The organism is Fontibacillus forbon (assembly GCF_046559655.1).
In the GTDB taxonomy this organism is placed as follows: Bacteria; Bacillota; Bacilli; order Paenibacillales; family Paenibacillaceae; genus Fontibacillus.
Genome location: NZ_JBKGFV010000007.1, coordinates 191,855 through 213,912 on the forward strand (window position 1 = coordinate 191,855; position 22,058 = coordinate 213,912).

Annotated in this window: 24 protein-coding genes and 1 rRNA gene; 23 read left to right on the forward strand and 2 right to left on the reverse strand. The window is 51.6% G+C overall.

Features of this window, described 5'->3' with window-relative positions; genetic code table 11:
- Positions 1-243 precede the first annotated feature (243 nt).
- From ACLB09_RS23595 to ACLB09_RS23605, 3 genes are all read left to right on the forward strand, one after another.
- Entirely contained in the window at positions 244-900 is a 657-nt protein-coding gene (locus tag ACLB09_RS23595; RefSeq protein WP_410772282.1) for a DUF6483 family protein, read from the forward strand.
- Positions 901-959: 59 nt separating this feature from the next.
- Positions 960-2,132 (forward strand): class I SAM-dependent methyltransferase, encoded by a 1,173-nt coding sequence (locus ACLB09_RS23600; protein ID WP_410772283.1) that lies wholly within the window; start codon positions 960-962, stop codon positions 2,130-2,132.
- 662 nt (positions 2,133-2,794) lie between these two features.
- The gene (locus tag ACLB09_RS23605) at positions 2,795-5,080 is read left to right on the forward strand and encodes an O-antigen ligase family protein (RefSeq protein ID WP_410772284.1); all 2,286 of its coding nucleotides are present in this window, start codon (positions 2,795-2,797) and stop codon (positions 5,078-5,080) included.
- A 19-nt stretch (positions 5,081-5,099) separates the two neighbouring features.
- On the opposite strand, the gene ACLB09_RS23610 is transcribed toward ACLB09_RS23605, so the two are convergent.
- Positions 5,100-5,408 (reverse strand): dehydrogenase, encoded by a 309-nt coding sequence (locus ACLB09_RS23610; RefSeq protein WP_410772285.1) that lies wholly within the window; start codon positions 5,406-5,408, stop codon positions 5,100-5,102.
- 161 nt (positions 5,409-5,569) lie between these two features.
- On the opposite strand from ACLB09_RS23610, the gene uptA reads away from it, so the two are divergent.
- The 18 genes from uptA to ACLB09_RS23700 all read left to right on the forward strand — a co-directional run bounded on the left by uptA (position 5,570) and on the right by ACLB09_RS23700 (position 19,925).
- Entirely contained in the window at positions 5,570-6,184 is a 615-nt protein-coding gene (uptA, locus tag ACLB09_RS23615) for an undecaprenyl phosphate transporter UptA (RefSeq protein WP_410772286.1), read from the forward strand.
- The gene (locus ACLB09_RS23620; protein WP_410772287.1) at positions 6,185-6,751 is read left to right on the forward strand and encodes a thioredoxin family protein; all 567 of its coding nucleotides are present in this window, start codon (positions 6,185-6,187) and stop codon (positions 6,749-6,751) included.
- Between the two features lie 7 nt (positions 6,752-6,758).
- Positions 6,759-7,385, forward strand: coding sequence for an MBL fold metallo-hydrolase (locus tag ACLB09_RS23625; protein ID WP_410772288.1), 627 nt, complete (start codon positions 6,759-6,761; stop codon positions 7,383-7,385).
- Positions 7,386-7,757: 372 nt separating this feature from the next.
- Positions 7,758-8,294: an RNA polymerase sigma factor SigY gene (sigY, locus tag ACLB09_RS23630; protein ID WP_410772289.1), complete on the forward strand. Its 537-nt coding sequence runs from the start codon at positions 7,758-7,760 to the stop codon at positions 8,292-8,294.
- Positions 8,284-8,619, forward strand: coding sequence for a YxlC family protein (locus ACLB09_RS23635; protein WP_410772290.1), 336 nt, complete (start codon positions 8,284-8,286; stop codon positions 8,617-8,619). Before sigY ends, ACLB09_RS23635 begins: the two co-directional genes overlap by 11 nt.
- On the forward strand, positions 8,616-8,852 hold the full coding sequence (locus ACLB09_RS23640) for a hypothetical protein (protein WP_410772291.1): 237 nt from the start codon (positions 8,616-8,618) through the stop codon (positions 8,850-8,852). The genes ACLB09_RS23635 and ACLB09_RS23640 overlap by 4 nt, the downstream gene beginning before the upstream one ends.
- A gap of 3 nt (positions 8,853-8,855) precedes the next feature.
- Entirely contained in the window at positions 8,856-9,086 is a 231-nt protein-coding gene (locus tag ACLB09_RS23645) for a PLDc N-terminal domain-containing protein (protein ID WP_410772292.1), read from the forward strand.
- Positions 9,083-10,006: an ABC transporter ATP-binding protein gene (locus tag ACLB09_RS23650; protein ID WP_410772293.1), complete on the forward strand. Its 924-nt coding sequence runs from the start codon at positions 9,083-9,085 to the stop codon at positions 10,004-10,006. The genes ACLB09_RS23645 and ACLB09_RS23650 overlap by 4 nt, the downstream gene beginning before the upstream one ends.
- The gene (locus tag ACLB09_RS23655; protein WP_410772294.1) at positions 10,003-10,779 is read left to right on the forward strand and encodes an ABC transporter permease; all 777 of its coding nucleotides are present in this window, start codon (positions 10,003-10,005) and stop codon (positions 10,777-10,779) included. Before ACLB09_RS23650 ends, ACLB09_RS23655 begins: the two co-directional genes overlap by 4 nt.
- A gap of 182 nt (positions 10,780-10,961) precedes the next feature.
- Positions 10,962-11,345: an ATPase gene (locus ACLB09_RS23660; protein WP_114499021.1), complete on the forward strand. Its 384-nt coding sequence runs from the start codon at positions 10,962-10,964 to the stop codon at positions 11,343-11,345.
- Between the two features lie 110 nt (positions 11,346-11,455).
- On the forward strand, positions 11,456-11,584 hold the full coding sequence (locus ACLB09_RS23665) for a DUF6254 family protein (protein ID WP_410772295.1): 129 nt from the start codon (positions 11,456-11,458) through the stop codon (positions 11,582-11,584).
- Positions 11,585-11,798: 214 nt separating this feature from the next.
- Positions 11,799-12,086 (forward strand): Asp-tRNA(Asn)/Glu-tRNA(Gln) amidotransferase subunit GatC, encoded by a 288-nt coding sequence (gene gatC / locus ACLB09_RS23670; protein ID WP_410772296.1) that lies wholly within the window; start codon positions 11,799-11,801, stop codon positions 12,084-12,086.
- A gap of 46 nt (positions 12,087-12,132) precedes the next feature.
- Positions 12,133-13,587, forward strand: coding sequence for an Asp-tRNA(Asn)/Glu-tRNA(Gln) amidotransferase subunit GatA (gene gatA, locus ACLB09_RS23675; protein ID WP_410772297.1), 1,455 nt, complete (start codon positions 12,133-12,135; stop codon positions 13,585-13,587).
- A 24-nt stretch (positions 13,588-13,611) separates the two neighbouring features.
- Complete coding sequence (gene gatB, locus ACLB09_RS23680; protein WP_410772298.1) at positions 13,612-15,051, forward strand: Asp-tRNA(Asn)/Glu-tRNA(Gln) amidotransferase subunit GatB; 1,440 nt, start codon at positions 13,612-13,614, stop codon at positions 15,049-15,051.
- A gap of 41 nt (positions 15,052-15,092) precedes the next feature.
- A complete protein-coding gene (locus ACLB09_RS23685) occupies positions 15,093-15,557 on the forward strand; it encodes a GNAT family N-acetyltransferase (protein ID WP_410772299.1) in 465 nt (154 codons plus the stop codon).
- 166 nt (positions 15,558-15,723) lie between these two features.
- Positions 15,724-17,559 (forward strand): DUF4097 family beta strand repeat-containing protein, encoded by a 1,836-nt coding sequence (locus ACLB09_RS23690; RefSeq protein WP_410772300.1) that lies wholly within the window; start codon positions 15,724-15,726, stop codon positions 17,557-17,559.
- Between the two features lie 124 nt (positions 17,560-17,683).
- The gene (locus tag ACLB09_RS23695; RefSeq protein ID WP_410772301.1) at positions 17,684-18,109 is read left to right on the forward strand and encodes a Fur family transcriptional regulator; all 426 of its coding nucleotides are present in this window, start codon (positions 17,684-17,686) and stop codon (positions 18,107-18,109) included.
- 88 nt (positions 18,110-18,197) lie between these two features.
- Positions 18,198-19,925 carry a glycosyl hydrolase family 18 protein gene (locus tag ACLB09_RS23700; RefSeq protein ID WP_410772302.1) on the forward strand — a complete coding sequence of 576 codons (1,728 nt, stop codon included), beginning with the start codon at positions 18,198-18,200 and terminating at the stop codon, positions 19,923-19,925.
- Positions 19,926-20,000: 75 nt separating this feature from the next.
- Here the strand turns inward: ACLB09_RS23700 and ACLB09_RS23705 are convergent, their stop codons facing one another.
- Complete coding sequence (locus tag ACLB09_RS23705; RefSeq protein ID WP_410772303.1) at positions 20,001-20,372, reverse strand: YgzB family protein; 372 nt, start codon at positions 20,370-20,372, stop codon at positions 20,001-20,003.
- A 119-nt stretch (positions 20,373-20,491) separates the two neighbouring features.
- Here ACLB09_RS23705 and ACLB09_RS23710 point away from each other — a divergent pair, with 119 nt between their 5' ends.
- Together ACLB09_RS23710 and ACLB09_RS23715 are read left to right on the forward strand one after the other, a co-directional pair.
- Positions 20,492-21,370 (forward strand): nucleotidyltransferase-like protein, encoded by an 879-nt coding sequence (locus tag ACLB09_RS23710; protein WP_410772304.1) that lies wholly within the window; start codon positions 20,492-20,494, stop codon positions 21,368-21,370.
- 358 nt (positions 21,371-21,728) lie between these two features.
- Positions 21,729-22,058, forward strand: a 16S ribosomal RNA gene (locus ACLB09_RS23715); the annotation flags it as partial.

A 22,058-nucleotide genomic window follows, 5' to 3' on the forward strand; every position in this document is an offset into this window, starting at 1 on the left:
TGGCGGCCGCTCCGTTTATATCCCCGGCTTTAAATTAATCTCAATTGAACCAACCCCACCAACCCCACCAACCCCACCAACCCCACCAACCCCACCAACCCCACCAACCCCACCAACCCCAACCGATCCATATACACTCTTTCAACCTTCTGCCCCCTGTCTTCGGGGGAGTAACTGGAATTTAAGACCGAAATGGCTTACAATTTGATGTTAATGAGTCACGGAGGAAAGGATGGGGGCCGGATGCTCAGAAAAGATTATTTGGTCCGCATGATCGAGGAAATGACCGAGATCATCGGTAAAGTGTTTGATCTTAAGCAGCAGCGGAAATGGATTGAAGCTTTATGGGAACTAGACGAGCTGTATAAAAAGCAGTTTCGGCTAAATTCCCGGCTTGTGGGTTCCCTTGCCGCAAAAGACATCGTCGAGTTAATGCGCACCGGCGGGAACGTGGAAGCTGATAAATTGCAAAGCCTGGCCCGCCTGGTAAAGGAAGAAGGCGATATTTACAGCGTGTCGGGTCAGTTTGACGAAGGGATTTTTCGTTGGATGAAGGCGTTACACTTATATTTGGCGGCGAGCCAGCATGGAGCCGATCGCGACTTATGGAATATAAGCAGTGAAGTTAACGAATTACTTGGCATTCTCAAAGGTTATCAGCTTCCAGCGGACACCGAACGCCTATTGCTTAGCTACGAAGAAAGCGAAGGGCGTTATGACCAGGCGGAAAATGCGCTTTATCGTCTGTTGAAAAACGGAGCAGCAGATAGAGCGGAGGGCATTGCTTTTTATGAGCGGCTCCTTACATTGTCCCCGGAAAGACTGCGGCTGGGAGGATTACCGCAGGAGGAAGTCAGGGAAGGGCTGCAGGACTGGATCGATGAATCCGGCAAAGAGTGAAGAGCATCATATTTATATAAATTTGCACATCTCGAAAATGAAAGGTAGCTGTATCGTTTATGGAAGCATTACGCAATCTCATACATCAAATTACGGAGCAGAGCAGTCTTATTGCTGCTACGTTAAGCCAACGCCGCAAAGCCGGGGAGGACGGCTACACCAAAACGGTGATTAAGCCCGTCATGCTGAAAGGGGCGTTGCATTACCAGTTTGCTTACCACTACAGCAATAAGGTGCTTCATGAAAATATCCCGGCAGCCTCCCTCAAGGACGAGCTGATGAAGCTGTTTGAAGAATCGTTCCGGCAGGGGCTGCTGTTTACCGCCGATGCGGATTATCAAGTGCTGATCAGCAAGAAATATAAAGTATCGATCCTGACCAAATCGCCGACCAAGAAACCGGGGAACCTCATGCACAACCGGTCAAAGCAATACATTCTCGAAGAAGGAAAACCGGTGCCTTTTTTGGTCAGGCTGGGAATTATGAATCCGGAAGGAAAAGTGCTGGCCAAAAAGTATGACAAATTCCGGCAGATTAACCGTTTTCTCGAGATGGTTCAGGATGTGCTCCCTCATTTACCGGAAGGGCGTCCGCTGACCATCGTGGATTTCGGCTGTGGCAAGTCTTATTTAACGTTTGCGCTATATCATTATTTGTCGGTGGAAATGCGAAGAGAGTTGAAAGTTGTCGGACTCGACCTGAAGGCGGATGTGATCGAACACTGCGGAATGCTGGCGAAAGAGCTGCAATATCAAAATTTGCGGTTCCTTGTCGGGGACATCGCTGATTATGACGAATTGAATGAGGTCGATATGGTCGTGACGCTGCATGCCTGCGACACCGCAACCGATGCCGCTTTGGAAAAAGCGGTCCGCTGGGGAGCTTCCGTCATCCTATCCGTTCCGTGCTGTCAGCATGAACTGTTTGGACAAATCAACAGCCCCGTACTGGATCCCCTGTTGTCCCATGGCATCCTAAAGGAACGTTTTTCCGCGTTGGCGACGGACGCCATCCGGGCCAAACTGCTCGATATCATGGGCTACAGAACGCAGTTGCTCGAATTCATAGACATGGAGCATACGCCCAAAAACATTTTAATCCGCGCAGTAAAAGCAAAAGTCTCCGACAAAGACCGCTTATGGCAAGAATATGCGGAATTCCGCGATTTCCTCAAGGCCGAGCCTTACCTGGAAAAAGCCTGCAGAGACCTGCTCCCGAAAGTCGACGACTAGGCCGGGGTGATCGGGCAGACCGGGACGATAGCAAAGAATTATAAGAACAATAATAAGAACAAAAAAATAGATCAGCTTTAGATCAAACGCCACGTGGGGGCCATGGAACAATCCGGGAGGCTCCCACGGGGCGTTTGAAGCGAAAGGATCGGGTCAACACTTAGAGTGTTGGCCTTTTTGTTGTTTTTGGTGTTTCTTGAATTACGATTTCCCTTCGATCCGTCCACTGGCTATGGACAAATTGCCAAAATGTCTTTTAAATAGTGGACACTTTTCTGCGAAAGAGATATCTAACCATTGCCACTTAAAGATCAATATATAGTGTTTTTCATTTTGGTAATATACCGGATATAGATAATTTTACATAGGGGAGAAATCTGTCCTCTTGTCCACTTTTAGGTGGACAAATTGGGGTTTTGTCCGCTTAGGGAGTACGAGTTCGATTGAATATCTCTTTTGCAGTCTGAATCAGTTGAGGAAGGAGGGGAAATTGAACTATGTCGTGCCGAACTGCAGCAATTTTCCGGAAACTTATATTGCCAACGGGTATCCTGATCACGGCTGCATCCCTTTGTTCAATAGGCGGGATGTTTTTTGCCGATACATTTCCATCATTATTATTGATATCCATGTGGCTTATAGCCGGAGCAATAGTAGCTGGAGTGGTATGGGGAACAAGGGGAAGACGAGCAGCGGATGCAACAGGAGTATCGGATGAGACGAGGAAAGCAGAAGTAAAAGAAGACAAAGGAGTAGAAGGCGAAAAAGGAGTAAGAGAAACAACAAGAGAAACAACAAGAGAAACAACAAGAGAAACAACAGAAGCAGCAAGAGCAATAAAAGTGAGTGAATTTATATTAGGAACGACAGGGGGGCAAAGGCCCATCGAGTCATCGGGAACTAGTCGAGTTTCGCGGGCATACGGGGGCGGCGCATCGGATATCGGGACGCTTTTGGCGGCCGGGCCTTTTGCGATTGCCGTGTTGTATGCGGCTCATCTGCCGAATCGGTATTTATCATATCAGGCGACGATTATCGCGGTTCTTTGTTGGCTGTTTTACGGTTGTTTCGGAAATGCGTTACTGGAGGTCGGTAGGCGTAGAAGCGGGCTGGCGTTTTTGGAGCGGGGCTGGCTGATTCTAACCGGAGGTATTGCTTTGATGGCCCTCGCAGCCGTTTATGGTTTGCTGCCATTGCCGGATGCGATCCTGCGTACGGAGGATCGCGAGGTTGCGGCGGCGGGGGCCAGGCTGGGCGGTCTGTTCCAGTACCCGAACACGTTCGGGGCTGTGATGGCGGCCGCGCTATTGGAGCGGCTGACCGCCCTGGCCCGCTTGCCCGCCGCGGCTTTTACGCGGACAGCACGCTGGCGGGGTTACCGGACCGGCGCTCTGGCGCCGGTCTTCGCCCTATGCCTGCTGCTGTCGGAATCGCGCGGCGCGATCATCGCCGCAGCCGCCGGCTGGGCAGCGGGCTGCTTGCTGCTGCGCAGCCGGGAGCGGCTGCGCTATGCGCTGCACACCGGCGTGGCCGCCGCCGCAGGCGCGCTGCTCGCGTGCCAGCTCGCCGCCGCGGAGTTGGCACCGCCTGCGCTGCCCGGACTGTTGTCGCTGGCCGCCGTTTTGGCGGCCGCATTGGCGCTGTCCGGGCTGGCCGCCCGCGCGGCTTCGCTAAGGCGCACCCGCCCGCCCGGCGGCGCAGACGCCGGCGCCCGGCCTCGCGCCATAGCGCTGCCCCGTGCCCGGCGCTTGCCTGCCGCGGTGCTAATCTGCGCCGCCGGCTTGGCCGCGCTTGCGGCCGCGGGCGGACTAGCTGCGCTGTCCGGCTTGGCCGGGCGGCTGACGCGCGCCGCTACGCTGCACGCCCGCGGCGAACTTTACGCCGACGCCCTGCGGCTGCTGCGGGACTCCCCCTGGTTCGGGCAGGGAGGAGATGTCTGGCGGACGATGTACCGCAGCATCCAAAGCCGCCCTTACGTCGGTAGCGAAGTACACAGCGGCTACCTCGATATCGCGCTGGATCTGGGGCTATTCGGGTTGGCGGTGATGCTGTGCTGGCTGGGCGTCTCCACCTCCGCCATGTACCGGAATAACCGCCGTCTGCTGCCCGCCTTTGCCGTACTTTTGCTGCATAGCTCTATTGATTTTGATATGAGCTTCGGGCTCTTTTGGCTGCTGGTTTTATGGATGGTAGTCTGGGGTAGCAGCGGGGGGGCACCCTTATCTCTGCTGCTGCCGGGACTTGTCCGGGCGTTTTCCGGGCAAGGATGGACCCGCCGTATAAGCGCGGGCTTTCTGGCGGTCATGCTACTGGCGGGCGGTGTAACGGGGCTGCGTCAAGCGGAAAGCCAGCGGCTGCAGCATTCCGCAGCCTTAGCTTCCTCGTCCCGCCCGGCCGAGGCGGCCCGGCAGCTGGAACGCGCGGTCGCCCTGGCTCCGTGGCACGCCGATGCCCGCCTGGCCTGGGCCGCCGTCTCAGCGCCCGCTGCGGCGGCCGAAGCGCTGCGCCGCGGGATGGCTTACGAGCCCAGCCATCCCGGCCTGGAGCTCGCGCTCGGAACGGCCCTCGCGCAGCAGGGCGAACCGGCCGCGCTCATCCATCTGCGCCGCGCGGCGGAACTGGACCGCTACAGCCGTACTACGCAAACGGCCGCGCTGCGGGGCATCAGCCTGCTTGCACACAGGCTGCATGCGGATGGCAGAGCGGGTCTGGCCGGGCTAGCCGCATCAGCGGGGCTGGAATTTTACCGTAATTACGTCTCGCTGGCCGAGCGGACCCAAGGGGACCGCAATGACCGGGGATTCCGGTTGACCCGCGAAGCGGTTCAATGGGCCGGCCTGCTGGAGACGATCGGAGAAATTCCGCCTGTTCCCGCTTCCGCTCCTGCAAACACGGCCCCGGCCGGACCCCTGGCTTTCCCTACGGTACCATCGCCAAAGGCCCGCTGAGCTGCTCCCGCAATTTCGCTTATCCGCCAAAAGCGCTCCGGAAAGCGCGGGAAAGCGCTTCGCGGTCAACCTGCCACAATTCGGCCAGTTCGGCGCTGACCGCATCATCCCACCAATCGGCAAGCAATTTGCGGTTGCTGATATTCTCCCCGATCCATAGGAGATTGCCGATGACCTTTTTGTAATACAACGTTTCGCCTTGTTTGATAAGCTCCTCCGGAATATAAACTCCCAGCCGCTTGACCGTGCGGTACAGTTCTTTGCTGCATCCGCGGCGGATTTTGCGCGGCGTAGGGAGCGAGGTTGAGTGTTTTCCGGGCGTGTTCATTCAGATACCGCCTCCTTTTCTCCCAACATATGCGCGGCACGGAAATAGGGACACCGGTCTAGCTTGGCAAAGTAGAACGCATGTCCCAGGCTATGATAGAATAGACTGGTGATAAGACGTTTTTGGCCGTGCTTAATATGTTTAGGGGAGAGGACTACGCAGTGGATTGGATTTCTAATGTAGTTGCGACATTATTTGACTGGATTCAACAACTGGGGTATTTCGGAATTATGCTGGGCCTCATGATCGAGGTTATTCCGAGCGAAATCGTGTTGGCTTACGGGGGATATCTCGTACATTCGGGCCATATTAATTTCCTGGGTGCCGTACTTTTCGGGGTTGTCGGCGGAGTTATCGCCCAGTTGTTTATTTACTGGATCGGACGATATGGCGGACGACCCATTTTGGAGAGATTCGGCAAATATATTCTGATTCAAAAAAAGCATATCGATGTTTCCGAAGCATGGTTTCTGAAGTACGGTCCCGGCGTGATCTTTACCGCCCGGTTTATTCCAGTAGCCCGACATGCGATCTCCATTCCGGCAGGAATGGCCAAAATGCCGGTGGGCAAATTCTTGCTTTTGACGACCCTGGCGGTCATTCCCTGGTCCGTGCTGTTCATCTACTTGGGGATGCTGCTTGGCGAAAACTGGAAGCATATCGACGAGAAGGCCGGCCCTTACATTATGCCGATCCTGCTCGTTGCCCTAGCCCTGCTGATCGTATATGTGCTGGTAAAATGGTTTAATTCTTCCAAAAGGAAAGGAGATGCCTGAATGAGTGTGAATGTGGCCGAAAAGTTTGGAAAAGGGATTGCTCCCCGGCAATTTATGGAGAGCATGCAGCGGAACAAGGAAGCTTTTGCTCAAGGGTATGAGAATTTCGTCTGGGTAAGCGAAGAGGACCGTACGTTTTTTGAAAGCTTGAATTTCCGTGACGATCTCCGCATATTGATTCTGGCTGCCGACTGGTGCGGCGATGTCGTACGCAGCGTTCCGGTCATATTCCGCGCCCTGGAGGCGTCGGGATTGAAGACGGAAGTGCTGATCCTGGAAGAGCATCAGGATGTCATGGACCATTTTTTGACGATGGGCGGCCGTTCCGTTCCCATTGTGATTGTTGCGGATACCGGCGGACATGTGCTCGGCCACTGGGGACCCCGTCCTGCGCATGTGCAAGCTCTGATGGTAGACTTTAAACGGGAGAACCCGGACCGGGAAGCCTCGGATTACGAAGAAAAAATCGGTGCCGTCCGGCAGCGGATGGCGGAGAGATATAAGGAAGGAGCCGGAGTGAACGCGTCGGTGGTTGCCGAACTGCGGGCGCTGATCTCGGGAATGTGAACTGCAGATGTTGAAAATAGAAAGTTTTTCCCTTGGACCGCTTCAGACTAATGCTTACCTGCTGCGGGGGGAAGATGAGAACCGTGCCGTAATTATCGACCCGGGTTCGAACCCGGGTCCGCTGCTTCGCCGGATCGAGAGTCTGGAAATCGAAGCGATTTTGCTGACGCATGCCCATTTCGATCATATCGGAGGTCTGGATGAAGTCCGCAAGCTGAAGGGCTGTCCCGTTTATGTGCACCCGTTGGAAAGCGAATGGCTGACGACGCCGAAATTGAACGGATCGTTGATGTGGCCTAACGTAACCGAGCCGGTCGCAAGTGATCCCGCCGAGTTCGATTTGGCCCAGGGACAGAAGCTCACGCTGATCGGCCATGAGTTCACGGTCTATCATACGCCGGGCCATTCGCCTGGCAGTGTGAGCTTTCTGTGCGGCAGCGACCTGTTCTCGGGCGATTGCCTGTTTAAAATGGGCGTCGGACGTACCGACCTCCCGGGTGGCCGCGAAGCGGACCTGTATAATTCAATCCGCGGAACGCTGTTCCGGTTTCCGGATGAAACGAAAGTGTATCCCGGACATGGCCCTAAAACGACTATCGGATACGAAAAGACGAATAATCCTTACGTGTCCTAGTAGTGATATCCTGACGTATAGAGACCTTTTACAACAAATTTTTGCACAAAAAGTGCAAAAAAGCTGGACAAGGACGCTTTGCTTTGCTAAAATCAAGTCATTAAATATTTGTAACCTTTGCGAAGCACGCAAGCTGTGGAATCATCCCGGTTTGCGTTCTTTTTTGTCTTTTTTGCAATCAGGAGAGATATTCATGCATGTTTAGCCGAATAATGACAAGAGTGATACATATAGGAAATGGGTACTGACGGCAGCAGATCGACTTGGAGGCAGGCGATGCGGCATAAGTACTTATTTTTTTTTTTTTAGTCTGAACGATTTCATCGTCTCAGTCGTAATACATATGTTTACCGGAAACAAGAGGGGTGTGACATGTCACAGGAAAGGGAACAGGTACTGGTCCAGCAAGCTCAAAAAGGGGATTCCGCGGCCCTCGCTTCGCTAATGCATGAGCATTATTCCTTCGTGTATAAGTATTTGGTGAAAATAACGATGGATCCGAAGGCTGCTGAAGATCTGGCTCAGGATACGATGGTGCGGTGCATGGAGAAGATCGACCGTTATGATGGTTCCTCATCATTCTCTTCTTGGCTGATCACGATCGGCACACGTTTGTTTATCGATAAGACCCGGCGAAAAAAGCGGGAGAAAAGCTGGATGCAACAGGAAGAAAGCGCCCGGAAGCTGCGCTGGCACTACGAGAATCAACAGGAGTCGTGGACCGATCTGCTGGAGCAATTGTTCCGTTTGCCAACCGATCAACGGATTGCCATTCTGCTTAAGCATTATTACGGATATACCTACGATGAAATCGGTTCTATGCTGAATATTCCGTCGGGCACGGCAAAATCCCGCGTATCCTGCGGACTCAGCGAATTGCGGAAGGAGGTTGGGCGGCATGAAGGATAAAGGGATTCATGATGAATCGGGAGAGGGGCTTCTCGAGGAGTTAATGACAGAATGGAACCGGTTGGACAGGGTTGTTCAGCCAATTAGTGATCTGTCGGAGAACGCCTGGGAGCAGAGAATAGAAGCTGCTTGGTTGGAGAAGAAACGGTTGAGCAGAAGGGATAGCTTGATTTTCTTTTTAATTTCATTGGCGGTGATCGGTGGCGGAGGCCTGTTTGCTTATAAGGTGCCATATCTATTTGTCATCGTCCAAGGGGTGGGGATGGCAGTGGCTCTGGGCGTAGTGGCCATAGCCGTTCTATTCCGAAAGGAGAAATCGTTATGAACCAGGTGTCGATTCCTTGGGGACTGTGGGTTTTATTAGCTGTGATGCTGCTTACGCAGGGCATGTGGATTTTCAGGGATGCCCGTAAGCGGGGAAAAGGGAAGTGGGCGTGGTTTTGGGGGCTCTGGGGTATTTTTAACGTCCCGACTCCGTTGATTGTATATTTGCTGGTTGAAGTTTTTATACCGGAGTTCCGCAAAAAAAGAAAGGACGGGAAGCCGCCGGGTGAGTAATCCATGGCGATATTACGAAAGAAATGGGGAAAGTACATGGACATTCTATGGAGTCTTATATTGCCTGTTGTGATTTTGCAGTTGATTCTTGCTTTGATCGGCCTGATCTCTTTGGCTAAAGCGGCCCCTCAGTCGATAAGGGGGCCTAAATGGGTCTGGGTTCTCGTTATCCTGTTTGGAAACATAGTCGGAAGCATTACCTACTTTGCGGTCGGCAGGAGGGAACACGGATGAGTAGGCTTAATGTATCCCGCTTAACGAAAAAATTCGGCTTACGGGCCGCCGTAAAGGAAATTTCCTTTGAACTGGAAGAAGGCGGTTGCACCGCCCTGCTCGGTCCCAACGGCGCAGGGAAAACGACGACGCTCCGGATGCTTGCGGGGCTGTTGTCCCCTACCTCGGGAAGCGTAACGATCGACGGAAAGGGAACATCGGAGATCTCTTCGCGCAATCAAATCGGTTATTTGCCGCAGCATCCTTCCTTTTACGGTTGGATGACGGGCAAGGAGTACGTGGTTTACGCAGCCGGGTTGAGCGGAATGAACGGAAAACAGGCAGCGGCTGAGGCGGAATTGATTCTGGAGAGGGTTGGTCTTGGCGAGGCGTCAAGGCGACGCATTTCCGGCTATTCCGGCGGGATGAAGCAGAGGCTTGGTTTGGCTCAGGCCTTGGTGCATCGTCCCCGGCTGTTGCTGCTGGATGAGCCGGTATCCGCCTTGGATCCGCTGGGCCGGCGCGAGGTGATGGACTTGCTGCAGCAATTGCGGCAAGAGACTACGATCCTATTATCGACGCATGTTCTTCATGACGCCGAGGAGGTTTGCGATGAGATCATCATGCTCAGAAACGGCGAAATCGTTGAGCATGGAGATCTTGCCGACCTTTCAGCCAAATACCGTCAGCCTTTGCTGACGATTCAAGTGGAGGGTGATCCGACAGGACAAGGGATGGCCTGGCTTCATTCGCTTCAAGGCAGAAGCTTTGTCAAAGATTTTGAGATACGGGGCGATACGGCATTACTGACTGTCTCGGATATGGGAACGGCGCGGGAAGTCATATTGAAGGAAGCCGGCAGCAAGACTATGCCGCTGCTTCGCTTTGAAGCGGGAGCGACTTCGCTGGAAGATATGTTTATGAAGGTGGTCGGCTCATGAAAGTAACCTTGTTGATGTACCGTAAAGAAATTATGGAGATGATCCGAAACTACAAGCTGCTTTGGATTCCGGTCGTCTTTGTGCTGCTGGGAGTGACGCAACCGCTGACTTCCTATTATTTGCCGGACCTGCTCCAGGCTACCGGGGATCTTCCCCCGGAACTGCTGGACAGTTTCCCGGTTCCGGGACCCTCCGAAGTGATGTTGAAAGTGCTCAGCCAATACAGTCTGATCGGCATACTGGTGATCGTCATAGCCGGTATGAATATGGTGGCGGGCGAGCTTTCCGGCGGAACGGCGGCTTTGATTCTGGTGCGTCCCGTTAGATCGATTCAATTTGTCTTCGCCAAATGGGCTGGTTATTTCAGTCTGATCGTCATTTCGTTTGTTCTCAGCTACGGTTCGGCCTGGTACTATACCTCGTTATTACAGGGGACCGTGCCTTGGCGGGAGGCTTTGGCGGCAGGAGGACTGTATTTAATCTGGTTCTCCTTCGCGGCTTCGCTTACGCTCCTGTGCAGTACGCTGCTTCGCGGCAGTGCGGCCGCGGTGGTGACGCTGCTGTTGATAGGCGTGCTGTCGCTGGCACATAGCCTTGTTCCATCCTGGTTGGCTTGGAGTCCGGCCCGTCTTTTGACGGCAGCAGGCTCACATCTGGCCGGACCTCTGGCCCCGACCAATCCTGTTTTACCGGTAGCCATAACTCTGATGTTATGTGTGCTGTTTATTGTTGCATCTTCCTGGAGCTTGCGCCGACAGGGCATTTCGGATTGAATGTTGCCGTCGGTGCGGCGTTGATGATCATCACTTCCAAGTACGGCTTCAGGATCAGATCGGCTGGGACAACTTGTCTCTGGATCCTTTGAGAACTCCTCTTTCAAGCAAATTGTTGCCCATCTCTGATTTTTTTAGTAGGATAGTAAAATAACTTATTGATTATATCAGGGAGGTAGACGATGCTGCAGTTGGGAGAGAGAGTTGTAATCGTCGGAGATGCCTTTGAGCAGAATCTTCCTGTTGGGGAATATGGGTACGTTATTGCTTATGACCGTAATCCGGATAATGCGTTTGATTACGTTATCCGTGCTCCGAAGACAGGACGGAATTATTATGTCCCTTCGGATGATGTGGAATCCGAGGAACTGCTCCTGGAGTACGAAGCGGAGCGGGCTACCCAGGAAGCGCTCATCGATTACGCTCTGGCAACGCATAATGAAAAGCTGTTTCTGCATGTATTGAATGGCGAGAATAATGATGCGGACGAACAGATGGAACCAACAAAGGAAGTTTTGTCTCAGGCGGAGTTCATCAAGCAGGTGAACTTGCGAGCGTGGATATAAAGAACCGGCGATGCCGGTTCTTTTTTTTCGGTCTCCTGAATGAATCATTGCGATATATTGCAATCTAATGCTTGTAGTACATGACGTATCTCCAGAGGAGGCTACCTTAGATGAGCCAGCAGAAGCGCAGAAAAGAAGCAGCTTGGAAGGCCCGGAAGCAGGAGCAGCACCCCCATGGTAAAATCGACTCGCTGAAAAAGCTTTCCGGCGAGTATGATGCGGAACATACTACATCTTAGGCCAACCCCAAGCGATAGGCTGCCGATTCCATCGGTGGCCTATTCGCTGTTTAAAGCTGAAATGGCCTGGAAAACACCAGCGGCTTTCGTCTTGTTTCGCGTTAATGGATTGAACTCCATCCCATTCTACAATATAATTTTATTCATCCGAAACGTCATGTTAGAATGGACAAGTTAAGGTCCCGTCAGGGACGAACGAAGGAGGAACGAGCAAATGAGCATTCAGGTTAAGGACGTGGAACATGTGGCCAAGCTGGCCCGGTTGAACTTAACTGACGAAGAGCGGGAAATGTTCACGGAGCAGTTGAACGCTATTTTACAATATGCGGAGAAATTGAACGAATTGGACACGGAAGGCGTAGAGCCGACGACGCATGTGTTGCATCTTAGCAACGTCATGCGCGAGGACGAAGTGCACGAGAGTCTGCCGCAGGAGAAAGTATTCCGGAATGCGCCGGACGAAGAGGACGGCCAGTTCAAAGTACCTGCAGTTCTGGAATAGACGAGGAAGAAGACACTTTTGCACAATTTGAAAGGAGGATGCGGCAGTGACGCTGTTTGATTTGCGTTTGCAGGAAATACATAATCGGCTCAGCAAGAAAGAGTTGTCTGTCACCGATTTGGTTGGCGAAGCATTTGCCAAAATCGCGGAACGGGATGGTCGTGTTGGCGCTTATTTGACGCTGAATGAGGAAGGGGCACGGGCAGAAGTGGCCCGGCTCGACAACAAGCTGGTCAGCGGAGAAGCACGCGGGTTGTTATTCGGTTTGCCTGCGGGAATCAAGGATAACATGGTGACGGAGGGATTGCGGACTACGTGCGCGAGCCAGTTTCTAAGCAACTATGATCCGATATACGATGCGACCGCAGTAACGAAACTGAAGCAGGCGGAAGCCGTAACGATCGGCAAGCTGAACATGGACGAGTTTGCCATGGGGGGATCCAACGAAAACTCCAGTTTTCATCCGGTGCGTAATCCTTGGGATTTAAACCGCGTTCCTGGCGGATCCAGCGGCGGTTCGGCCGCCGCGGTTGCCGCGGGAGAAGCTTATTTCACACTGGGTTCCGACACGGGCGGTTCCATCCGCCAGCCTGCATCCTACTGCGGTGTAGTTGGTTTGAAGCCGACTTATGGTTTGGTATCCCGCTACGGATTGGTGGCCTTTGCCTCCTCGCTGGATCAGATTGGACCGATTACGAAAAACGTCGAAGATTCCGCCTATGTGTTGCAGGCCATCGCAGGTCATGATCACAAGGATTCGACTTCCGCGAATGTTGACATACCGGACTATCTGGCGGCTTTGACGGGGGATGTCAAAGGACTGCGGATCGCGGTGCCGAAGGAATACCTGGAAGGCGTCGATCCGCAAGTGAAAGCTGCAGTTTTAGATGCCCTGAAAGTGCTGGAAAGCATGGGCGCCGTTTGGGAAGAGGTATCTCTGCCGCATACGGAATATGCGGTTGCTGCTTATTACTTGCTGGCTTCTTCGGAAGCTTCCTCGAACTTGTCGCGGTTTGACGGCGTTCGTTACGGCGTGCGCGCAGACCACTCGGGCAACCTGCTGGACTTGTACCTGGAATCGCGCAGCCAGGGCTTCGGACCGGAAGTGAAACGCCGTATCATGCTTGGTACGTACGCGCTGAGCTCCGGATATTATGATGCGTATTATTTAAAAGCGCAAAAAGTCCGCACGCTGATTAAACGCGATTTTGACCAGACCTTTGAAAAGTATGACGTGATTATCGGGCCAACGGCGCCGACGACCGCTTTCCCGCTCGGATCGCAGGTTGACGACCCGCTGACGATGTATCTTAACGATATTCTAACGATTCCGGTCAGCCTGGCCGGGGTTCCAGCCATCAGTGTCCCTTGCGGCTTTGCGGATGGACTTCCGGTTGGCCTGCAAATCATCGGCAAGCCTTTCGGCGAAAGTCATCTTCTCCGGGTAGCCCATGCGTATGAAGCTCATACGGACCATCACAAACAACGCCCGTCGTTGTAATGAAATATTTACAGGAGGGTCAACATGTCAACATCCAAATATGAAACAGTAATCGGGTTGGAAGTGCATGTGGAGCTGCATACGAAGACGAAAATCTTCTGCGGCTGTTCCACGGAATTCGGTGCACCTCCCAACAGTCATACCTGCCCGGTCTGTCTTGGACACCCCGGGGTATTGCCGGTGCTGAACCGCCAGGCCGTGGATTATGCCATGAAAGCGGCGATGGCCCTGAATTGCCAGATCGGCGATGTCAGCAAATTCGACCGGAAAAACTATTTTTATCCCGATTCACCCAAAGCCTATCAAATCTCGCAGTTCGATCAGCCGATCGGAGAGAACGGTTATATCGACATCGAAGTCGACGGCGTGACGAAACGGATCGGAATTACCCGTCTGCATCTGGAGGAAGATGCAGGTAAGTTGACACACGTCGACGGCGGATATGCGTCTCTTGTCGATTTCAACCGGGTCGGAACGCCACTGGTGGAAATCGTGTCCGAGCCGGACATCTCTTCGCCGGAAGAGGCACGGGCTTATCTTGAGAAACTCCGGGCCATCATGCAATATTGCGATGTATCGGACGTGAAAATGGAAGAAGGCTCGATGCGCTGTGACGCGAATATCAGCCTTCGTCCTCAAGGTCAGAAGGAATTCGGCATTCGGGCCGAACTCAAAAACATGAACTCCTTCCGCGGGGTACTGCGCGGATTGGAGTATGAGCAGTATCGCCAAGCGGAAATTTTGGACGACGGCGGACAAGTGGTTCAGGAGACTCGCCGCTGGGACGAGGCCCAAGGCAAAACGTTCTCCATGCGCGGTAAAGAAGAAGCGCATGATTATCGCTATTTCCCGGATCCGGATCTGGTGAAGATTCATATTGACCAGGAGTGGAAGGACCGGATCAGAGCCTCCATTCCGGAACTGCCGGATGCGCGCAAAGCGCGTTACGCCTCGGAATACGGGCTTCCCGATTATGATGCCGGCGTGATTACGTCCTCTAAGCCGCTTGCGGACTTGTTCGAGAGCAGTCTGGGGTACACGTCGGACGCGAAGGCCGTATCCAACTGGATTATGGGCGACTTGCTGGGGTATTTGAACAGCAACGGATTGGAGCTTGCGGAAGTGAAGCTGTCCGGGCAAGGCCTTGGTGAAATGATCAACCTGATCGAAAAGGGGACGATCAGTTCCAAAATCGCCAAAACGGTCTTCAAAGAAATGCTGCAAAGCGGCAAGCAGCCGCAGCAGATCGTTGAAGAGCAGGGACTGGTGCAAATCAGCGATGAAGGCGCCATTTTGGCGATTGTTAAGGAAGTCGTGGCGAACAATCCGGCTTCCGTTCAGGATTATAAAGCGGGCAAAGACAAGGCGATCGGCTTCCTGGTCGGCCAGGTGATGAAGCAGAGTAAGGGCAAAGCCAATCCAGGTCTTGTCAACAAACTGCTCGTTGATGTGTTAAAAGACTAGCTTTAAGAGGATCGGTATCTCACCCAAGGGGGAAAACAGGGATGATCGAAAGATTGTCGCTGCAGGACCATGATATGGTGGAACAGCTGTGGAGCCTGCAGCACGTGGCTTATCGTTTGGAAGCGGCCGCGATAGGCTTGACGGAATATCCGCCTCTGCCCGAGACGTTTGATTCGATCCGAAGCAGTGGAGAGCATTTTTACGGAGAGGTATCTCAAGACGGGGAGCTGCTAGGTGCAATCGTTACAGCCCCGTCGACCTCACCGGATTGCCTGGAGATTACCAGGCTGATGATCCACCCGAGTCGCTTACGTCAGGGAATCGGAGCTTCGCTGCTGAAGTACGTGATCGATAGTCACCCTAAAATGAGATCATTCGTTGTCACCGCGGGAACGCTTAATGCACCAGCCGTATCTCTTTACCGGAAATTCGGTTTCGTTCCGGGAGAGAGCGTAAGCTCTGCTGCAGGGGCAAGCCTTACCGTGTATCGCTATAATCGTGAGTAGACCGGCACACCTTCACTTAATCCTAAGGGGTTGAGGGGAGGTGTGTTTTTTTCCCTTTATATGTCGACAGGAGATTTTGCCCAGTTCATTCCATTACAGATGAGTGGTTTATGGGGTATTATTATACTAGAATATAATGACTCTAATTGGCGGAAAGGAGATGGCGATGCTGAAGACACCCGTGAAATTGCAGAACAGGCAGGCTTTGCAGCTTGCAGCCAGAACGAAGGGATTTCAGCCAAGACGGAGGAAACGCAAGTTTATAGCTTGCCTGCTCTCGGCGATCTTTCCGGGCTTGGGCCATCTCTATTTAAAGATGTTTTTAAAAGGTGCGGCTCTGATCTATTTCATTCTTCTGGACTCGTCGGCATTGATTTATTTTTCTTCGGTCCGAGGCGGGATCAATGTGCCGTTGCTCATTTTACTTGGATTGCTGATCCCCTCCACCTATTTCTATAGCATTTATGACGTACTGCAATCTACCGATGTGATCAATGCGAAACTCAAACGTGCGGGAACGGAAAATGAAGGGAAGGAATCTGTTTCGAAAGGCGGGGTACCTGGATCGGGTGTAGCGAGAGGCGTTCTTGCGGGCCTTTTGTTGATGTTCGGGGGAGCGGTTATTTTCTTGTTCCGTCAAAAGCCGCCGTGGCTTGAGGGATTTATCGCCTGGTCATCCGGCTACGCAGTTTCAGCTTTCCTTATATTGACCGGACTGATTTTTATGTGGCGGGAATGCCGCCGACGCTTCCTCCGGACGGGGCGGTTCACGGCATCCTTCCTGATCATCGCAGTCGGAGTCTTACTGCTGATTGACCGGATTTCGGGACAAGATTTGATTCTGCTTTTGCGCAAATGGTGGCCGCTTATTTTGGTGTTGGGCGGAGTGGAGCATATTTTGGTGTTGATCCGTAACCGCAGGCACACCTTGCGTCCCGAACGACGATTACGGGTGGACATGAAGGGCTTGTTATTGTCGGTATGCATCGGAGTCTCGGTCTTTGCGGTTACTCAGCAAGATCATTATCTGCACTTATGGAATCGCGTCAGCCTTGATCTGGCGGCGTCAGGCTCGGATTTCGGCAGCGAGGAAGGGTTTCATACGGAGAAACCAAGCCTCGAGGTTCCGATTGATTTGGACACCGAACAGATCAAAATCGACGGCGTTAACGGAAACATAGACATCCGACGGGCTGAAATCGAAGGCGTAGCCATTCATGCGACCGTATGGGTTGACCAGATCCCCATGGAGGAAGCCGAGGAAGTCGCCGAGAAAACCACAGTTGATACCTCCATTGGAAAAACGCTGGCCGTTACGGTTAAAGACCAGACTTATAGCGCTTCCGGCAAGCGTCATCCCCGCGTGAATCTTACGATCATTTTGCCGGAGAACCGCTTTCTGGATATCGATATCAGCACATCAAGCGGCTCAATCACCCTGACCGGAGTGCGCGCCTTGAAGCAAATCAAGCTGCAGACCGGAAATGGAAACTTGCGTATGTGGGACGTAGTGGGTGATGTGTCGGCCAAGACGTTAAACGGGGATGCGGAATTGTATCGCGTCTTTGGGGATGTGGGCGTTGACACCCAGGGCGGCAATCTGAAAGCAAAAGGGATCAGCGGAGACGCCTCCCTGTCCACGATGGTTGGCGATATCTCCCTGGTCAATGCGGAAGGCGATATTAAGGCAAACACGAAAAACGGCAATGTCAAAATCGACGGAGTCGCCGCCGGATTGCAGGCTGAATCGCTCAACGGGAAAATTCAAATCTCGACAAAAGAAATCGGCGGAGACTGGAGCGTGTACAGCGCGGTGGGCGAAATGCAACTGGAGATTCCGGATACGGGCGACTACACGCTTGAAGGTTCCAGCGGGTATGGAGATATTAGAACGGATTTGCCGTTTATCGTGGAAAATAAAGAAATCAATGGCGTATCCGGCAGCGGAGAGTATCAAATCAAGGTGGATGGCAACAGCAACTTAATTGTGACCAAAAGCTGAATTCGTTTTTTTTGGAAACAATCTCGCCTTGTACAGGGTGTTACTTCGTTGACAAAAGAATTATTATAAACGTACAATAAATTTGTAAGGATTCTAATTTGTAATATTTAAGGCGGTGGACTTTATGGCTACTCGCGTACAGCATGCACTCGATCAATTGAAAAATAACGGTGTACGCATTACGCCGCAGCGCCATGCCATTCTTACCTATCTTTTGGAATCGATGGGACACCCGACCGCGGATGAAATTTACCGGGCCTTGGAGCCCCGTTTCCCAAATATGAGCGTGGCTACGGTTTATAACAATCTCAAAATGCTGATCGAAGCAGATATGGTTCGCGAACTGACCTACGGTGACAATTCCAGCCGGTTTGATGCCGATGTCTCGGACCATTACCACATCATTTGCGAGGCGTGCGGCAAAATTAAAGACTTTTCGTATCCTTCATTGGCGGAGGTGGAACGGAAAGCGGAGGAAATGACCGGTTTCGTTGTACATGGACACCGTATGGAGTTCCACGGGGTCTGCGAAACTTGCCGTGATCATTAATTGAAATTGACCTGCGGGTCTAAGGAGACGTGCGGGATTCCTCCGGGAATTCTTCACGTCTTTATTTTTAATAAGAGAGGTAGAGCCGTTGAACAACAGACAAAACAGACATGGACGACGCAGGCGAAGAGGCCGCGGGAAATGGTGGTTTGCCCTGATTCTTATCATTGCGGGCGCCTATATTTTTTCCACTCAATTTTTGCCGAACCGTGAACATATTGATCCTGATTGGATCGGAATTTACGATAAACCTGTTTTTATGAAAGGCGAATTATTGGAGGGTACGGCAATCGGGGAAGGGGATGGTCTTAAACTTCCGCTTCCGATCATTCAATCTGTAGTCGACCCTAACATCAGATATGAGCAGGATACCCAATCCGTCATATTAACTACGCCCAAAAAGCTGGTCTTGCTGAAAACGGATAATAAGACGGGGAAAATTAACAACAAACCAGTAACTCTTCGGTTCGCCCCGGAGGAAAAGAACGAGGTCCTTTATTTACCCGCTCATTTGCTTGAAGAGCTTTATGGCATGGAGATTCATGAAGATGAGGCCTCCGGCGCCGTAGTATTGATGAAGCCTGGCGAAAAACTGGAACATGTCAGTGTCAGGGAATCCTCCCGCAAAAAAGACTCCACTATCCCGTTGCGTGAGGGAAACAGCATTCATTCTCCGATTTTAAAAGATATGAAGCCCGGCACGAAATTGCGGATTTTGGAAACTCTGGATGATTGGTATTATGTTCAGCTTTATAACGGTTATATGGGTTATGTGAAGCAAAAGGATACCGTAGCCGGGGAGAGTAGAGTTGTTCCGGAACTTGCGCCGGTGCTGTCTCCTGCAAAAGAAAAGTGGCAGGCCAAAAAGATTAACATGACTTGGGAAGCGGTATATCAGATTGCGCCCAAGCCCGCATCCATCGGGAAGCTGCCTGGAGTGAATGTCGTTAGTCCGACCTGGTTTTCGCTGATTGATGGAAACGGTAATCTGAAAAGCAAGGCTGACCCCGCCTACGTGAAATGGGCGCACGGACAAGGTATGCAGGTGTGGGGATTGTTCAGCAACAGCTTTGAACCCGATCTTACGACAAAAGCGCTGTCCAGCTTCGAAAATCGCATGACCACCATATTGCAGATGCTTCATTATGCGAAGTTGTATGATTTGGACGGCATTAACATTGATTATGAGAATGTATACACCAAAGACGGGCCTAATCTGACCCAGTTTATGAGGGAACTAAGACCACTTGCTATGGAATACGGGTTAGTGGTGTCCATTGACGTAACGCCAAAATCAAACAGTGAAATGTGGTCGGCCTTCCTGGACCGGAGAGCGCTCAGCGAGACCGTTGACTATATTGTTCTTATGGCCTATGACGAACACTGGGCTGCGAGCCCTGTTGCCGGTTCCGTTGCTTCGCTTCCATGGGTTCGTTCTTCCGTTACCCGAATTATAGAGGAAGACGGCGTATCCCCGGATCAATTGATTCTTGGAATTCCGCTATACACCCGAGTTTGGACGGAGACGGTGGAGGAGGGCCAAACCAAAGTGAAATCCAAAGCGATCGGAATGAAAAAAGCGGAGGAAATCATTAAAGAGAAGAAACTTACCCCGAAATTGTCGGAAGAGACCGGACAAAACTATGTGGAATACAAGGAAGACGGGGCGCTCAAACGGATTTGGCTGGAAGATGCAGTTTCGCTGAACCGGCGCGTAGATTTGGCTCAGTCCCTCGATCTCGCCGGTGTTGCCACTTGGACCCGGGGATTTGCTTCGGAACAAGCCTGGGAAGTGCTGAAGGAAATCGCTCAATAAAAAAACGGTTGGACAAGAATGCCTTGTCCAACCGTTTTTTTCTATCTTGTGCTAACCGGTGACTGTCCGCACCGGTCATTGATTTGCCTGAGCTTGCTGCTCCTCTACCTCTTTGGCCGTAATTGTCGCTTGTGTCGGGTCCAAGGTCAATATCGTTTTGCAAAACATGCAGCGGTCCGTTTTGCCTAGCATTTTCGTTAGTTTGTGGCATTCGGGACATTCCAACTGAACAGCCGAGGTTGAAAGCATACCGGCCCAGAAATATATCGCGAGGCTGGCCATCATTGCAATGAGGCCTATGACCAGTCCGATACCGGCAACAATTTTGCCCGAGTGGCCCCAGAAAACGATTCCGGCGGTCCCGAGCACCATAAGCCCCATCCCGGCCATTGTAAGCAGCAACCCCCATAAGCGGAATTCACTAATTTTACTGGATTTAAAGAACATATTGGAAAAACCTCAATTCTTAAATTTATTTCGATAAAAATTGAAAGAAGGAAACTTCATGGAAGCGTAGAACTATATTATAACGAATTGGCAGAATTACGCCAAGGTAGGAGGGTAACGTGGAACCAACCTTTTTTTCTTTTACTAATAAAGAGAAGAACGGTCATCGAGCGATCGGAGCGGTGGGTTACCGCCATGCCGGTAATTCATTCAACGGTTCGCTTTTGCATGATTTCGAGCTTCTGGTGCTGGTCGTTTGCGAGGATGAGGATATCGATGGCCTTCAGATAGAACATTGTATGAGCGGAAATATACAGTATCAAATGCGCTACATCGGAAAAAACGAATTGCAGCGATGGGTTATTGAAGGAGAAAACCGTGAAATCGTAAAGTGTTTTATGAAAGGCGAAGTAATTTGGGATGTGGGAGGAGAAGTGACGACGCTGCGCAATGAACTGACCGTTTTAGGGAACAGTATGAGAGAGCGGCTGAAGTTGAAGGAGTTTGCCAAGTTTTTGCGGACTTATGTGGAAGCGAAGCAATATACTCGCGAACGGGATTTTATGGATGCTTACTACAGTGTATTGCAGACGCTTAAGCATTACGCCCGTATCGAGTTAATCGATCAAGGGATCGCTCCCGAACACAGCGTTTGGGAACAACTCCGTTCTTTTAATACGGTGGTGCACAAATTGTTCGACGAACTTACCGACAGTAAAGAGACGCTCGAACAGCGCGTTGAATTGGTTTTGCTTGCGTGCGAATTTTTTGTGATGTCCCGGATGGAAGACTGTTGCTCTGCGTTGCTTCGGATTTTGGGGAGCCGGAGAGAGGCCTGGAGTATTCAGGAATTAATAGCATTACCTGAAATGGCTCATGTTAAGGAAGAACTTCCGATGGTCATAAGAAAGCTGGTATACAGATCCTTAGTCAAGCAGACGGTAGCAGTGCCTGGAGATCGACGGGGAGAAGGCCGGGAAATACGGTATTGGGCCTGAAAAATTAGGTTCAATATTTTGTCAGTTTATTTTTGCGCAAAGATAGTTGACTGTCGCGTTGTTTCTGTGATACATTATATCTCGCCCCTGAAAGACAAGATTCGCAAAATCAAGTTTGAAAGCGAGCTTGCTAAATAACTTGAAAAAAGTTCTTGACTTAAACGAGGCAAACATGATATATTATAAAGGTCGCTGCTGAAACAAAAATGCGACAAAATGAACGAAGTTGATCTTTGAAAACTGAACAACGAGTGAGTATTAAAATGAGAATTAATTTTCTCGTCAGTTTTTCTAAATGAGCAAGTCAAACACTTTGATGGAAAGCCACTCCCCTTCGGGAGAGTAGATCCTTCCATCTTTATTGGAGAGTTTGATCCTGGCTCAGGACGAACGCTGGCGGCGTGCCTAATACATGCAAGTCGAGCGGATTTGATGAGGAGCTTGCTCCTCTGATGGTTAGCGGCGGACGGGTGAGTAACACGTAGGCAACCTGCCCGTAAGACTGGGATAACTACCGGAAACGGTAGCTAATACCGGATAATTTATCTTGCCGCATGGCGAGATAATGAAAGGCGGAGCAATCTGTCACTTACGGATGGGCCTGCGGCGCATTAGCTAGTTGGTGGGGTAACGGCTCACCAAGGCGACGATGCGTAGCCGACCTGAGAGGGTGAACGGCCACACTGGG

Bases quoted from the DNA above. Each gene is read 5' to 3' on its own strand.
- ACLB09_RS23610 (WP_410772285.1), bottom strand. From the start codon at position 5,408: ATGAACACGCCCGGAAAACACTCAACCTCGCTCCCTACGCCGCGCAAA.
- ACLB09_RS23625 (WP_410772288.1), top strand. From the start codon at position 6,759: ATGTTGAAAATAGAAAGTTTTTCCCTTGGACCGCTTCAGACTAATGCT.
- ACLB09_RS23650 (WP_410772293.1), top strand. From the start codon at position 9,083: ATGAGTAGGCTTAATGTATCCCGCTTAACGAAAAAATTCGGCTTACGG.
- ACLB09_RS23595 (WP_410772282.1), top strand. From the start codon at position 244: ATGCTCAGAAAAGATTATTTGGTCCGCATGATCGAGGAAATGACCGAG.
- ACLB09_RS23645 (WP_410772292.1), top strand. From the start codon at position 8,856: ATGGCGATATTACGAAAGAAATGGGGAAAGTACATGGACATTCTATGG.
- ACLB09_RS23695 (WP_410772301.1), top strand. From the start codon at position 17,684: ATGGCTACTCGCGTACAGCATGCACTCGATCAATTGAAAAATAACGGT.
- ACLB09_RS23600 (WP_410772283.1), top strand. From the start codon at position 960: ATGGAAGCATTACGCAATCTCATACATCAAATTACGGAGCAGAGCAGT.
- ACLB09_RS23665 (WP_410772295.1), top strand. From the start codon at position 11,456: ATGAGCCAGCAGAAGCGCAGAAAAGAAGCAGCTTGGAAGGCCCGGAAG.
- ACLB09_RS23705 (WP_410772303.1), bottom strand. From the start codon at position 20,372: ATGTTCTTTAAATCCAGTAAAATTAGTGAATTCCGCTTATGGGGGTTG.
- gatB (WP_410772298.1), top strand. From the start codon at position 13,612: ATGTCAACATCCAAATATGAAACAGTAATCGGGTTGGAAGTGCATGTG.
- sigY (WP_410772289.1), top strand. From the start codon at position 7,758: ATGTCACAGGAAAGGGAACAGGTACTGGTCCAGCAAGCTCAAAAAGGG.
- ACLB09_RS23655 (WP_410772294.1), top strand. From the start codon at position 10,003: ATGAAAGTAACCTTGTTGATGTACCGTAAAGAAATTATGGAGATGATC.
- ACLB09_RS23635 (WP_410772290.1), top strand. From the start codon at position 8,284: ATGAAGGATAAAGGGATTCATGATGAATCGGGAGAGGGGCTTCTCGAG.
- ACLB09_RS23640 (WP_410772291.1), top strand. From the start codon at position 8,616: ATGAACCAGGTGTCGATTCCTTGGGGACTGTGGGTTTTATTAGCTGTG.
- ACLB09_RS23690 (WP_410772300.1), top strand. From the start codon at position 15,724: ATGCTGAAGACACCCGTGAAATTGCAGAACAGGCAGGCTTTGCAGCTT.
- ACLB09_RS23620 (WP_410772287.1), top strand. From the start codon at position 6,185: ATGAGTGTGAATGTGGCCGAAAAGTTTGGAAAAGGGATTGCTCCCCGG.
- ACLB09_RS23660 (WP_114499021.1), top strand. From the start codon at position 10,962: ATGCTGCAGTTGGGAGAGAGAGTTGTAATCGTCGGAGATGCCTTTGAG.
- gatC (WP_410772296.1), top strand. From the start codon at position 11,799: ATGAGCATTCAGGTTAAGGACGTGGAACATGTGGCCAAGCTGGCCCGG.
- ACLB09_RS23685 (WP_410772299.1), top strand. From the start codon at position 15,093: ATGATCGAAAGATTGTCGCTGCAGGACCATGATATGGTGGAACAGCTG.